The sequence below is a fragment of the Ignavibacteriales bacterium genome, from assembly GCA_026390775.1.
In the GTDB taxonomy this organism is placed as follows: domain Bacteria; phylum Bacteroidota; class Ignavibacteria; order Ignavibacteriales; family Melioribacteraceae; genus Fen-1258.
Genome location: JAPLFF010000007.1, coordinates 1,180,483 through 1,194,531, shown reverse-complemented (window position 1 = coordinate 1,194,531; position 14,049 = coordinate 1,180,483). Strand labels below are relative to the sequence as shown.

Annotated in this window: 10 protein-coding genes; 2 read left to right on the top strand and 8 right to left on the bottom strand. The window is 36.1% G+C overall.

The window, feature by feature from the left end:
- Positions 1-23: 23 nt before the first annotated feature.
- From NTZ27_10465 to NTZ27_10455, 3 genes are read right to left on the bottom strand one after another with little or no spacing between them, the layout of a single operon-like run.
- On the bottom strand, positions 24-1,313 hold the full coding sequence (locus NTZ27_10465; protein ID MCX6175165.1) for a TolC family protein: 1,290 nt from the start codon (positions 1,311-1,313) through the stop codon (positions 24-26).
- Positions 1,291-4,434 carry an efflux RND transporter permease subunit gene (locus NTZ27_10460; GenBank protein ID MCX6175164.1) on the bottom strand — a complete coding sequence of 1,048 codons (3,144 nt, stop codon included), beginning with the start codon at positions 4,432-4,434 and terminating at the stop codon, positions 1,291-1,293. The genes NTZ27_10465 and NTZ27_10460 overlap by 23 nt, the downstream gene beginning before the upstream one ends.
- Positions 4,435-4,438: 4 nt before the next feature.
- Complete coding sequence (locus NTZ27_10455; GenBank protein MCX6175163.1) at positions 4,439-5,545, bottom strand: efflux RND transporter periplasmic adaptor subunit; 1,107 nt, start codon at positions 5,543-5,545, stop codon at positions 4,439-4,441.
- A gap of 379 nt (positions 5,546-5,924) precedes the next feature.
- Between NTZ27_10455 and NTZ27_10450 the strand changes: the two genes are divergently transcribed.
- Positions 5,925-6,797: a hypothetical protein gene (locus NTZ27_10450; GenBank protein ID MCX6175162.1), complete on the top strand. Its 873-nt coding sequence runs from the start codon at positions 5,925-5,927 to the stop codon at positions 6,795-6,797.
- Between the two features lie 123 nt (positions 6,798-6,920).
- Complete coding sequence (locus NTZ27_10445; protein MCX6175161.1) at positions 6,921-7,904, top strand: hypothetical protein; 984 nt, start codon at positions 6,921-6,923, stop codon at positions 7,902-7,904.
- A gap of 80 nt (positions 7,905-7,984) precedes the next feature.
- Here the strand turns inward: NTZ27_10445 and NTZ27_10440 are convergent, their stop codons facing one another.
- From NTZ27_10440 to NTZ27_10420, 5 genes are all read right to left on the bottom strand, one after another.
- Entirely contained in the window at positions 7,985-9,430 is a 1,446-nt protein-coding gene (locus NTZ27_10440) for an alpha/beta hydrolase (GenBank protein MCX6175160.1), read from the bottom strand.
- Positions 9,431-9,464: 34 nt separating this feature from the next.
- On the bottom strand, positions 9,465-10,916 hold the full coding sequence (locus NTZ27_10435; protein ID MCX6175159.1) for a pitrilysin family protein: 1,452 nt from the start codon (positions 10,914-10,916) through the stop codon (positions 9,465-9,467).
- Between the two features lies 1 nt (position 10,917).
- On the bottom strand, positions 10,918-12,282 hold the full coding sequence (locus NTZ27_10430; GenBank protein ID MCX6175158.1) for a pitrilysin family protein: 1,365 nt from the start codon (positions 12,280-12,282) through the stop codon (positions 10,918-10,920).
- Positions 12,283-12,511: 229 nt separating this feature from the next.
- Entirely contained in the window at positions 12,512-12,934 is a 423-nt protein-coding gene (locus NTZ27_10425) for a hypothetical protein (protein ID MCX6175157.1), read from the bottom strand.
- A gap of 331 nt (positions 12,935-13,265) precedes the next feature.
- Positions 13,266-13,943, bottom strand: coding sequence for a phosphoribosylanthranilate isomerase (locus NTZ27_10420; protein MCX6175156.1), 678 nt, complete (start codon positions 13,941-13,943; stop codon positions 13,266-13,268).
- Positions 13,944-14,049: the final 106 nt, after the last annotated feature.

Here is a 14,049-nt window from a genome sequence, read left to right as displayed (position 1 = left end):
AAAATAGGGTGATTCAAAATTTTTTATTTAAGTATTCCGATTGCTTTTTGCAAGCGAACGTAAGAAACCTGGTAGTCGTACAAAGCCTGTATATACAGAATCTGTGCATTGAGCAATGTAACGCGTGCATCTGTTATTTCTATCGGGTTGCCTACTTCTTCCTTGTATCTTCCTTCGGCAATTTTAAGTGTTTCTTCCGCTTGGCTTACTAATGATTTCGTCGCGTCAATTTTAGCAACTGCAAGCCTTAAATTTGTGTATTGCTGTTGAACATCGAGGTTAATATTCTGTTGAATAAAATCGAATGTTGCTTCCGCATTTTTAAAATTTGCCCTTGCTTGATCAATTCCTGCATCCAAAGCAAAGCCCTGGAAAAGAGGTAATGATAAAGTAACGCCGAGATTCCATGAATTTAAAAAATTCTGATCTAAAGAAAATGTTCTCCAGTTATAACCGCCTGTAAGATTAATTGAAGGAAGATTTGCTGTCCATGCTGAAGTTAAGAATGATTTATTAGCATCAACTCTAAGCTTTGCACCGATAAATTCAGGACGATTTTCCCATGCCAAAGCAAGCGCACTCTGAATTTTAACTGTGTCTTTTGTAATTCCCAAATTATCTTTTAGATGAACATTATTACCGAATTTTGTATTAAGTATATTTTCTAATTGAAGTCCGCTTACTATAATATTGTTCTGTGATGTTATCAGGTTAACCTTTGCATTAGCTTCATCGGTTTTAGCTTTAAGCACATCAAATTGGGGTTTCTTCCCAACATCATAAAAACTTTGCGCTTGCCTAAGATGCTCTTGGGCTTGCCTCAAAGATTCCAGACTAACATTATTTATTCTATCAGCTTGTAAATAAGTAAAGTAAGCAATGTAAGTATTTAAAATGAGGGTTTGTTTTGACGAAAATAAATCCTGTTCGGAAGCGCTTTTTAAATCCGAAGTTCCTGAAACACGCGAATACGATTTGTCGAAATCGAAAACAAGCTGCTGCAATTGAAAACCGTAAGAATAATTTTCATACGTAGCCTCTCTTGCTGTTGGTCCTTGGAAAAAATTACCGCCGTTTCTATTCCATCCCGTGTTAAAAGATACCTGTGGAAATAATGTTGATCTTGTAAGCGTCAAATTCGCAGAGGAAAGTTCATAATTACTTTCTGCAATCTTTATCTGTGGATTATTTTTTAAAGCAAGGTCAATGCACTTTTCAATTGTTAATGTATCCTGCTGTGCAACAGCAATGTTAGTAATAAATAAAAAGGTAACTGGCAATAAATAGTATTTATTCAATTGAGTATTCTTCATTTATATTTTTCTTTTTTTTGCTAAATCTCTCTTCAAAGATTGTATAAAGAGTTGGAACAAATAATAATGTTAAAATTGTAGAGACAGTTAGACCACCAATAACTGCAATGGCAAGTGGTGATTGAGATTTTTCTCCACCCATACCTAAAGCAAGAGGTATCAAGCCTAAAACGGTTGCCAATGTTGTCATAAGAATCGGGCGGAGTCTTGTTCTACCGCCTTTAATCACAGCTTCGTGCAATCCCATTCCGGTTTTGCGCAACTTGTTTGTGTAATCAACTAATAATATTCCGTTGGATACAACAATTCCTATCATTACAATCACACCTTCAAAAGATGTAACTGAAAGTGTTGTATCAGTTAAGAATAATGCCCAGACAACTCCGATCATACCCAGAGGAACCGTAAACATAATTATGAAAGGATCAACAAGAGATTGAAATTGAGAAGCCATTACCATATAAACAAGAATGATTGCAAGTATTAATGCCAATCCAAGATCGCCGAACGTTTTGTTTTGCTGTTCAACATTTCCGCTCACGGTCACCACAAATCCGGACGGAATTTGAACATTGGCTAATTTATCATTTATGTCTTTAGAAACACTTCCAAGATCGCGTCCGGTTACGTTTCCGGTAATCTCAACAATTCTTTCCTGGTATTTTCTATCAATTTGAATTGGAGATTTGACAAGAACAACTTTCACAAGGTTCGACAACTTTATCAATTGTCCCTGAGTACTTTGCACGCTTAACTCTTTTATGTCATCAATTTTATTTCTGTAATCCTCCGATAGCCTCACCAAAATATTATATTGATTGCCGGTGGCAGGATCGGTGAACACAGAAGCAACAGAACCGCTGATTGCAGTTGTAATTGTATTTGAAATTTGAGAAACACTAACACCAAGAGCGCCGGCTTTATCACGGTCGATCGAAACATTTAATTCAGGTAAATTTAATTCACGAGATATCTGAACATCTGTTGCACCGTTTGTAGATTTTACGATATCGTAAATCTGCTGGCTGAGTTTGTTTGCCTGATCGAAATCTTGACCGCTGATAATTACATCAATTGGTGCCGATGAACCGAAGTTCAAAAGGAATTTCAAAAAACCGCCAGTAGTAATAAAGATTTGAGCCCCAGGAAGATTCATTAGTTTTGGACGAATGGCTTTAACAACATCGAATACAGTTCTGTCTCTTTCACCGGGGGCAATAAGTGAAACGCTTATATTGGCAGCATGACCACCAGAATTTCCACCAAATGAAGATCCGCTTTTTGCTGACGGAACACCTATGTCAGAAATAACAGTCTTTGCTTCTGGAACATTACTACGAATTATACTTTCAATGCGTTCTATGAATTTTTCGGTTTCTTCTATTCTGGTCCCAACTGGTAATTTAACTGATATAGAAAATTGGCTTTCGTCTGTATCCGGGAAAAATTCTGTTCCAACAAACTTGAATAAAAGAAAAGAAAAAATTGCAAAACCAATAACCCCAAAAATTACAAAACGTTTGTGCTTCAATGATTTTGTCAGTGTATTCTGATAAAAAGTATCAATCTTGTCTAGTAAATTTTTGAAGTAATTCTGAATTCGATGCGAAAGTTTTTTAGAATTCAGATCCACTTCTCGTTCCGCATGAAGATAATTGTAACACATTAACGGGGTAACGGTTCGAGAAACAAAGAACGAAGAAAACAATGCAACGGTTATTGTAATTACCAAAGGAAGAAAAAGAAGTTTGGCAATGCCCGTCAAAAATATAACCGGAAGAAATACAATAACCGTAGTGAGAGTAGAAATGAAAATTGGGGAGGCAACTTCGAGCGCTGCATCAAGCGTGGCTTGCATTTTCACTTTGCCATCAGCTTTCATGGTTTTGTAATGACGGGTTATTACTTCCAGTTCCACAATCGAGTCATCTACCAATCTCCCTATTCCTAAAGCTAAACCACCGAATGTCATAATGTTCAAAGTTGTTCCGCTGAACCTAAAAAAGATAAACGTAACAAAAATTGAAAGCGGAATGGCTAAAAAGATAATTACAGCACTTTTAGAGTTTCTAAGAAAAATTAAAATTACAAGCGTTGCTAAAAGAGCTCCTAAAATTGCTTCCTGGAATAATCCGCTAATTGATTGTTTAATGTATAAACTTTGATCTGTACCCAGCGATGCTTTTACAGATGGAGGCACATCTCTTAGTTGGGTAAGTGCTTTAACAATTGCGTTTACAACTTGAACAGTATTAGCACCGGAAGTTTTTTGAATACGAAGAACAACACCTTCCTTACCATTATTTCTAATAACTTCCGTCTGTTCTTGATATGAATCTTCAACATAAGCTACATCTCTTATCCTGACCGAAATACTGTTCTGGGTTTTTACAACAACATTACCCATTGGCTCAACAACATTGAATTCACTTTCTGTTTTCAGCGAATAATCAAAAACTCCTGTTTTCAAATCGCCGGATGGAACAATTAGATTCGATGCAGACATAGCTTCCAAGACTTGCTGAAGTGAAAGGTTAAGAGCGTCAATTCTATTTCTGTCAACCTTAATATGAATTTCACGAATCTTGCCGCCGGTTACTTGAGCAAAAGCAACACCTGGAATATGTTCTAATTGAGGTTCAATAACGTTGTAAGCTAAATCGTAAAGCGCTCTTTGATCTAAATCGCCGTTTAAAGCAATTGTGCAGACAGGAATATTTGTAATATCAAACCTGAGCACAAGCGGTTGTGATGCCGCAGATGGAAGAAAGTTTAGAATTCTATTAACCTTCTGTATAACATCGATTAAACCAACATCCGTACTTGCATCCCAATTAAAATAAACTCGAATACTTGATTGTCCTTCCCGTGTTGATGACTGCACATAGTTCACGTTATTTGTCGAACTAACAACTCTTTCAATTGGAACTGTGACAGTCTGTTCCATGTCGGTTGGACCGGCGCCGTTGTTATAAGTTATTACACTAACAACTGGAATCTGAATATTTGGAAGCATGTCTATAGGTAGCTGGTTAAGAGAAACAAATCCTAATACAAAGACGGCAATAGCCACCATGAAAGTTGTAATAGGATATTTAAGAGCAAATCGGGTAAGCCACATATTTTTACTTTGCTATTTTAACTTTCATTTTATCTTTAATTAACGTCTGACCAACAAAAACAATTCGATCGGTTTCATCTAATCCGGAAAGTATCTCCAGTTTATCATCCGTTCTGATTCCAATTTTAATATACCTTTTAGAAACGGAGGTATCAGAATTAAGAGCATAAACAAAATCACCTTTTTCGTCATTCAAAACAATTTGATTGGGAATAATATTTGAGTTGGATTTTTTTTCTGTTACAAATTGAACGGTTGCAAACATACCGGGCTTTAACAGAGAACCAGAATTCACTATTTCTATTTCTACTGCCATTGTCCGGCTTGCAAGGTCAATTGCCTGACTAATCTTACTTATTTTTGCACCAAATTTTTTGTTAGGTATGGCATCGACAGTTACAATTACTTCTTTAACGCTCGATAAATAAGAAACATTTCTTTCGGGAACATTTACAATTGTTTTCAAACGATCAATATTCATCAACATAAATAAAACTGAACCTTGAGCATTTGTTGTCGCTGTAATATAAGAACCGGGATCGAAATTTCTTTTGGTAATAGTTCCTTGAAACGGTGCCGTTATTTTACAATAACTTAATTGAGTTGCTGCGTTATTATAGACGGCTTCCGCTGCTTCTAGCTGAGCAAGCGCGATATCGGAGGCAGCTTTTGCATTATCCAAATCCTGTTGAGCAACTAATTTTTGTTCAAGAAGTTTTTTATTTCTTTCATAATTTAGTTTTGAATTTAGATTGTTTGCCATGGCTTGCATGTAATTTGCTTTTGCTTGTTTTGCATTCTGAGAATAAATGGTTGTATCAATTAAAGCAAGTATCTGATTATTTGAAACTCGAGTTCCAATATCGACATAGTTTTTTTCAATAGTACCGTTTACTTTTGAAAAAATACTAGCTTGTTGAATTGGAAGTATGTCTCCCGTCAATGATTCGGTGCTTTGAATATCCCCCTTGATTAATTTACCAATTACAACAACTGGTTTCGGTGTTTGTCGTTTTAAGGAATCCCCACTGGCAATTTTGATAATAAAAATAAGCAGAAGAATAAAAATTGCACTGCCTACAATTATGTACGATTTTTTTGAAAGATGCATTTCAGTTCCTATTTTAACTCACTTTTATTAAATAAAACCAAAGCAAAAAAATTATTATTAATAATTCTCAACTTAAAAAAGAAGTATAAAAAATTTTGTTTTCTCATTCAAGGATTTGAATTGTAATAAACCAAAATGTAAAATGATTCCAAAAACAGACGCTGTGAAAAATTGTGTAGTTTTAAACTATAAACTTAATTATCATTTTACTGTTCATATATTATTATGCTCTAAGTTTGATTGTTTTCTGTTTTGCCGGTAAAAATAAGAATAAGATTTTTACTTTCTCAGTTAATTTTTGTTAAGAATCTATAATTTATAAACTCAATAATTTGTATTGAAATCTCAGCCTTATTAAGTTTACGCAACAATTTTATGTATGATGAAAACCCTTCTTCTTCTTTTTGCAATTGCACTCGGCGTATTCTTTCCCTACGGACATGAATACACTTTTTTAATCCGCTACTTTTTAATGCTGATGCTCTTCTTTTCATTCCTTGATGTGAAGATAGACAAGAAAATTATCAGAAAAAGTCATTTCGTTATTCTCGGCACTATCATATTTACTTCTGTCATAATTTATTTTCTCTTAAAACCGTTTAGTCAAATACTTGCCGAGACAGCATTCGTAACGGCTATTGCACCCACAGCTATAGCCGCTCCTGTAATAATAAGTCTAAAGAAAGAAAAAGTAGAGTTTGTTACATTCTCGCTCTTGTTGAATAATGTATCTATTGCTCTTCTGCTTCCTTTTCTTCTCCCGCTGTTAATGAACAGCAGTTCCGATATTTCTGTCGGAAAAGTTTTGCTTCCAGTTATTATAACTCTTTCAATTCCTTTGGCGGTAGCGCAGTTAATAAAATTTATCTCACCAAAAATTTGGCGGCTCTTAATTAACTGGAAAGATTCTTCTTTCTACATTTTAGTAATAAATATTTATATAGCCACATCCGAAGCTTCTTACTATATAAAATCGGAGCTTACCAACAGTTTAGAAATTGTTTTTCTAATAGCGGCTACATCCGCTGCTTTGTGTATTTTATTTTTTACTCTTGGATGGTTTATCGGTGGAAAAGAATATTCTTCCGAGGCGAGCCAATCTTTAGGACAAAAAAATAACGCCTTCACAATTTGGATCTCGCTTACATTCATTAATCCTTTGGCGGTGCTTGGTCCGGTCTTCTATGTGTTTATACAAAATATTTATATCTCGTGGGAGTTGTATAAACATCGCCGTGCTGAACAAAACTAGCGCTTAATTTGTTTTCTCTTCTTAAAACTATAAAACAAAGCATACGTCAACCGGTACAAAAAATGTGGACATTTTCTCTTTTTTAATTAAATTATTATTGTCTAACCAAAAAGAAAGGATTAAATGAAGAAGTTCTTAAAAATTGCAGCATATATACTTGGGGGAGTAATTGTCTTAGTAATTGCTTTCTTAATTTATTTCAATTCTTCTTTTCCAAAAGTAGATCCACCGTCTAACGAAAAAGTTGAGATTAATCCAGCGCGATTAGAACGCGGGGAGTATCTAGCTCATCATGTTACTGTTTGTATGGACTGCCATTCAACTCGTGATTGGTCTAAACTTTCCGGACCAATAACACCCGGCACTCTTGGCAAAGGCGGAGATAAATTTGACGAAGCTACCGCCGGAGTTCCCGGTGTTCTTTATGCTGGAAATATTACACCTGCTGGAATAAGCAAATACACAGACGGCGAGTTGATGCGGGTAATTACAAATGGCGTAACAAAAGAGGGAAAAGCACTTTTTACTTTGATGCCCTACATTGGATATAATAATCTTACAAAAGAAGATTTGTATTCAATTGTTGCATACATTCGTTCTCTTGAACCGATAAAAAATGATGTGCCTGAGAGTTCTCTTAATTTTCCGTTGAACTTAATTGTAAAAACAATTCCGCCAAAATCTTATAAACCTTCGCCGGAACCGAATAAAAACAACCCGACTGAATATGGAAAATATCTTGTTTCTGTTGCCGGATGTTTTGACTGCCACACACAAATGGTTAAAGGCGATTATGTAATGGAGAAAGCATTTGCAGGTGGATTCGAATTTTATTTTCCGGGCGGTATTGTTCGTTCGACAAATATTACACCCGAACCTGTTTCCGGTATTGGTGCATGGACTAAAGATGTATTTGTTGCAAGATTTAAATCCATGGATCCCCAAAAATATCCGCCGATGCAAACCGAAATGAATGATTTCAATACTGCTATGCCGTGGACTATGTACTCGGGAATGACAAATGAAGATCTTGGTGCTATTTATGAATTCTTGAGAACTGTTATACCGATTAAGAATGCCGTAGTGAAGTTTACCCCTAAACAATAATGGATAAATGTCATTCTGAACGAAGTGAAGAATCGCTAATTTCATCGAGACACTTCGCTTCGCTCAGTGTGACAAATTAATTACTTTGTTACCAGTAAAATCCAATCTTTCATAATCTTCAAAGCATCTTCAGAAAAAGTTTCTTCAAGCTCTCCGTACTCTGTAATTGTACAAGTTTTACATTTTTGAAATAAATGATTAAGTCCGGGCATTTCAACTATTTTAAAATTTTTATTTCCTCCGGCTTTAAGAGCTTTCTCAATTTCGGGTAAGTTCTGTTTTGGATCTACTTGAAAATCCTTCCCGCCATTTATTGCAAGAACGGGAACGGTTACGTTTTCTAAAGTTGGGCGGGGATCATACTTTAAGAAAAATCTAAACCATGGGGAAAGTATTTGTTTTATTTGCTGATCCATCATCGGTTTTTGTGTATCCTCTTCTTTCTTCTCTGCATCAGTTAGAGTCGGATATATTTCATCATACAATGCTCTTATTTTTTTCTCAGCTTTATCATTATCGGATTCATTTAAAACAATGTCATAAATTTTTTCTGAAAGTTGATTTCCTTTAATAATTTTTTCCTCGCTCTCTCCGCTAGCTTGATTTATTAATTTTGCTTGAAGAAGAAGAATCTCTCTACCGGAAACGCCAGGTCCTGCTATCATTACAATGAAATGAACATCGCTAGAATTAACGGCACACATTGGTGCAATTAATCCGCCTTCGCTGTGACCTGCAATTCCAATTTTTTTAGGATCTACTTCTTTCCTTGTCTTTAAGTATTCTACTGCGGCAAGCGCATCAGTAGCAAAATCTTCTGAGGTTGCAATTGCAAAATTACCTTTCGATTTCCCAATACCGCGGTCATCAAATCGTAAAACAGCAATTCCATTTCGGGTTAAGTAATCAGAGATCACCAAAAATGGTTTGTGATTCATTAATGATTCGTCTCTATCCTGGGGACCCGAGCCGGTAACTAAAACAACAGCATGAAATTTTCCGTTGCCCTTGGGATAAGTGAACGAACCAGCAAGAGTAATATTCGCAGATTTATTTTCAAAAGTTACTTCTTCATCATTATACGGATATGGTTTCTGTGGATTCTGCGGGCGTTTTATCTCAACAAGTTTATCAATCTTTTTTAGTTCAAGCGGTAAGGTCATTCCTCTTTGGGTGAAATTTCCGCGAATGATCATACTGTCTTTCACTGCTGCACCAATATATTTCGCGCCTATTGTTTTGGATTCGAATTTCAAACTGTCTTCGGTAAACAAAACATTTTCTACCGGAATATTATTTACGCTTTGATCGGGACTATCCATAAAAGCACCGTTAGAACCGTCATCATTTTTAAAAGTCTTTATCACAATTCGTAAAGCAACCGCACCAAATTTCAGTTTCCCTTCCCACAAGCTTGTGAATTTCTTTTCTTCTTTCTTTTGATTTTCCTGTGCGAATAAGAAATTATTCGCTCCGGAATAGAACAGAATTGAAAATAAAGCAATATACTTTACTAAACGTTTCATTTTATTCCTCGGTTGTTGATAATAATTATTTTGTTCATTTGCTAAGCTGCGGTACTTTGCCTAAAACACCTTCGATCGAAAGATTCTTTAATTCTCCGAGATTCAAATTTTTGATTCCTTCTTCGATCTTTGCTTTGTCTCCCACAACAACAACTATCATCTGATCCGGTACAATATATTTTTTAGCGGCACCGTTTACTTCTTTATCATTTACATTTAAAATCTTCGAAACAAATTCACCGAAATAATTTGAAGGCAGATTATATGATACCATTTCTTCAAGCTGTCCCGCTATTTCTGAAACAGATTGAAAATTTCCGGGATAACTGAGAGCAACTAAATTCTTCGCACGGTTTAAATCTGCATCTGTCAATGGTTCGCGGATTCCGTTAAGCTCGTTAAAAAATTCTGTTAATGCTTTATCTGTAACTTCCGTTTGAACAGAAGAAGATGCAATGAAACTTCCCGGTGCCGGTCTGAACATAAATCTTGATGAAGCGCCGTAAGTGTAACCGTGTTTCTCTCTCAAGTTTTGATTTAAGCGCGAGGTAAAAGATCCGCCGAGAAGTGTGTTCATTACAACGACGGGATTGTAATCCGGTGATAGCCGCGATGTACCGATCCTTCCAATATTAATTACAGATTGAGCAGCCCCCGGTTTATCAATCAAATAAACAATGCGGTTAGCAACTTGAGCCGGTTCATTTATTTTAACCTGCTTAACATCACCCTTTTTCCATTTACCAAAAATATTTTCTAATTTTTTCTTCAGTTCATCTTTCTTGACATCTCCAACAACGATAACAAAAGAATTATTTGCCGTAGAGTATTTTTTATAAAAACTCTTCATATCATCAACAGAAAAACCATTGATCTCATTCTCGCTTGTCATTCTTCCGTAAGGATGATCTTTTCCGAAAAGAATTTTATTAAATGCCGCGGCTGCAATTGCCGTCGGTTGATCATGCATTTGCATTAACGATGTTAAGCGGTCTTTCTTTTTTCTCTCCAATTCTTTCTTAGGAAAATCCGGACGCAAAAGGATATCGCTCATGATTTTCAAAGCTTCATCAAACTTTGATAGCGGTGTATGAAGATATATTCCTGATGAATGTGCGCCTGCATTTGCAGAAATCCTTGCGCCTAAAAAATCTATTGCATCTGCAAGTTCAAGAGAAGTTTTCCCTGAGGCACCTTCGGTTAACATACTCATCGTTAATCCGGCTAATCCAGTTTTATTTTCCAGATCGTTAACGCTTCCCATTTTAATAATAACATTCAGTTGAACTAACGGGACTTCGTGTTTTTCCATCAACACAACTTTTAATCCGTTTGAAAGTGCAAATTGCTGAATTGACGTCAGATTTAATTTTTGAGGTGCAGGCAGCAATGGCGGTTTTGTTCTATCCGGAGTCTGTGCATAAAGAGAAAAACAAAAAGCGGAAACAACAATTAATCTTATCGAAACTAAAAATATCTTTTTCATATTATTTACCCTCCGCTTTAGGTTGAACTGCTAAATCTGTTTTGCCTTTAGGGACAATGCTTAGAATTACCCGTCCGTTATCGGGCAAATAAGTTTGTGCGGCGGTTTGAATATCGTCTACACTTAACGCTTTGTAGCGTGAAAGATCTTCGTTAGCATAATCGGGATTTCCTGCATAATAAAAATAGTCATTTAGTTGATTTGCTTTTCCGCCGAATCCGCCCGGCTTTTCTAACGCATCTAAAAACGTGGCTTCATATTGATTGACACTACGTTGTAATTCTCTTTGCTTTGGTGCTTCGTTTTTTATTTTATCTATCTCCTGCTGAATTACTTTTTTCAATTCTTCGAGAGTATGACCGGAGCGTGCTGTTGCAACTATTTGGAACTGTGAAGAAAGTTTGCTTGAACCTTGAGATGCACGTACATCTTGCGCGATCTGAAGTTCGTAAACTAATTTTTGATACAGCCGTGAATTTTTTCCTCTAGATAATATATTTGCAAGAACATCAAGCTCCGCATCTCCCGGTGCGAATCTCTGCGGGGTAATCCAGGTCATATACAAGCGTGGAAGCTGAACATGGTCTTCCATAACTAAAATTTTTTCTTCGTTCAATCTTACCGCTGCAGGATTTTGAGGTTCTACAGGTTTTCCTGCCGGAATTTCGCCGAACCATTTCTCAACAAGTTTCAAAGTCTCTTGCGGATTTATATCTCCCGCAATAGCGATTGATGCATTGTTCGGTACGTAATATGTTTTGAAGAACTCAACAACGTCGCTATATGTAGCAGCACTTAAGTCAGTCATAGAGCCGATGACCGGCCAGCTGTAAGGATGAGTCGGCGGATAAAGATTTTTTAAAATTGTTTCTTCAGATAATCCGTATGGGCGGTTCTCATAGCTCTGACGTCTTTCATTTTTTACAACCGCTCTTTGTGCATCTACACTTTGAGGTGTCATCGCATCAACAAGAAATCCCATTCTATCAGAATCAAGATATAACGCAAGTTCAAGTGCGTTAGAAGGAAGGTCTTCATAATAATTTGTTCTGTCTTCGGTTGTTGATCCGTTATTTTCTGCGCCTGCTGCTTCAAGCAATTTATCAAATTCGCCATCAGCAACATGTCCGGATCCCATAAACATTAAGTGCTCGAACAAATGTGCAAATCCTGTGCGTCCCGGTTTTTCATAACCCGAGCCGACATGAAACCATGTGTTAACCGTAACCGTTGGAGTTGAGTGATCTTCATGCAGTAATACATTTAATCCGTTTGAAAGAACGTGGCGTGTATAAGGAATTTTGATCTGACCCTGTGCAGATAAAACCGTGCACAAAGTAATTAGTAGAACAAGAGTTTTTCTCATGCTTTCACCTTTGATGAATTATGATTGGATAAAAAATATATATTTCCGCTGAATAATAGAACGAAAGAATTAATGCAAGATTAGGCGCGCTAAAACATTGTATGGCTTAATAAAAGATTGCCTTTGACAAGGATGAACATTTTCCCGAATCGTAACAACAAGATTAGAATTTGAAAATGTTTACCATTTTGACAAAACGATCTATCGGAAGTTTGCAAAAAAAATTGCGTTAATCTTCTGTCCTAATTTTTCTAAAACTGATTGAAATATATTTTCTTCCCATAACGAAAGTTCCATTTAATTCGATTTTTCTTGAGCTAAGTTCTCCTTTAAATAACGAATCAATTTCCTTGAAATATATCTTGACCTTATAACCATCAACTATTGTTTCTGCGGCAGTAAGATTAAAAACATCCGCATCGGGACTTTCCATTCTGGTTACTAGTATTCCTCCAACATCTTCAATACTAAAAGAAATTCTATACAGGTTGCCGTCAATGTCTAACGTATTCTCGCGATTTGGTCCCGTTACCCATTTGCCTATAAATAATTTATCAGTGTTTTCCTGCGCGAGCGAATAACCATTAAGAACGGATAAATAAATAATCGCTGCAAATAAAAATATTTTGAATAATGAAAAATATTTTGTCATTGTAATTCCCTTCAAAATTTGTAAACTGCAGTTATAATTACTTCCGAATTTATAGTAAGTTTTTGTTTAAGCAAAATTAGAAAAGAAACATGGAATAGTGAAAATTTTTGCTTTCTATTTATAGATCGGCTTTAAATCCCGCCTCTTGATATTAAAAACAAACTTGGGCAATTTGCGTCTGCAGAAACTCAGCGACAAATGAAAAGAAATATCAAAATAAAGAAGAAGAAAATCCGCATTCCTTTGCCGAAGCAGCGAGAGAAGGTAAAAGAATCGAGCAAGATCTATAGGCGAAGTAAAATAAAAATTATTGAAGAGTAATTTTCCGTTTCTAAGAATTGATAAGCGCAAATCCTTCTTTGGATTTTTCCACAAACCTTTTAACCATGTCGTAATTTTTTCTTCCATCTTTGGATTCCACTCCAGTATGTACATCAACTCCGGCGGGATGAATTTCTAAAATTGCTTTTTTAACATTCGTGTGATTAAGTCCGCCGGCAATGATAACCGGCTTGGGAGAGATCTTAACTAATTTTCTGCTGATACTCCAATCATGAGTTTTTCCGGTTGCGCCTTCAGCACCAGTTGCCGGATCGAAAGTATCCGTGATGAATGCATCAACAAAAGCTGAATGCGTTTCAATTGTTCTTTCAAGTTCCGTATAGTTGTTCTCTGCGACAACAAGACTTTTAATTATTTCAAGATCGGGTCGCAGTAATTTTGTTCTTTCCAATTCTTCTCTGGAAATCTTTCCGTGAAGCTGAACGATTTTAACGTTCAGTTTTGTGCAGAGTTTTATTATCTCGTCGGCATTATCAAGATAAGTTATAAGTACGGCTCTGTGCGGAGAAGAAATTGTTTTGATCACTTCAACTGCTTCATCTTCGGTTAGATCTTCTTTATGCACGGGCAGTCTAAGCGGAAAGCCGAGATAATCAACGCCCGCGTTCATCAGCATTGTTGCTTCTTCTTTATCAATCACTCCGGCTATTTGAATTATATCTTTCATAATGTCTTTTTGTTTTATTAAAAATAGTCCGAAGAATAATCCCCTCCAAATACCTTAACGTAGAGACGCATGGCTATACGTCTCTAAAATTAACATAACAAATATT

Bases quoted from the DNA above. Each gene is read 5' to 3' on its own strand.
- NTZ27_10465 (MCX6175165.1), bottom strand. From the start codon at position 1,313: ATGAAGAATACTCAATTGAATAAATACTATTTATTGCCAGTTACCTTT.
- NTZ27_10440 (MCX6175160.1), bottom strand. From the start codon at position 9,430: ATGAAACGTTTAGTAAAGTATATTGCTTTATTTTCAATTCTGTTCTAT.
- NTZ27_10450 (MCX6175162.1), top strand. From the start codon at position 5,925: ATGATGAAAACCCTTCTTCTTCTTTTTGCAATTGCACTCGGCGTATTC.
- NTZ27_10425 (MCX6175157.1), bottom strand. From the start codon at position 12,934: ATGACAAAATATTTTTCATTATTCAAAATATTTTTATTTGCAGCGATT.
- NTZ27_10430 (MCX6175158.1), bottom strand. From the start codon at position 12,282: ATGAGAAAAACTCTTGTTCTACTAATTACTTTGTGCACGGTTTTATCT.
- NTZ27_10455 (MCX6175163.1), bottom strand. From the start codon at position 5,545: ATGCATCTTTCAAAAAAATCGTACATAATTGTAGGCAGTGCAATTTTT.
- NTZ27_10420 (MCX6175156.1), bottom strand. From the start codon at position 13,943: ATGAAAGATATAATTCAAATAGCCGGAGTGATTGATAAAGAAGAAGCA.
- NTZ27_10435 (MCX6175159.1), bottom strand. From the start codon at position 10,916: ATGAAAAAGATATTTTTAGTTTCGATAAGATTAATTGTTGTTTCCGCT.
- NTZ27_10445 (MCX6175161.1), top strand. From the start codon at position 6,921: ATGAAGAAGTTCTTAAAAATTGCAGCATATATACTTGGGGGAGTAATT.
- NTZ27_10460 (MCX6175164.1), bottom strand. From the start codon at position 4,434: ATGTGGCTTACCCGATTTGCTCTTAAATATCCTATTACAACTTTCATG.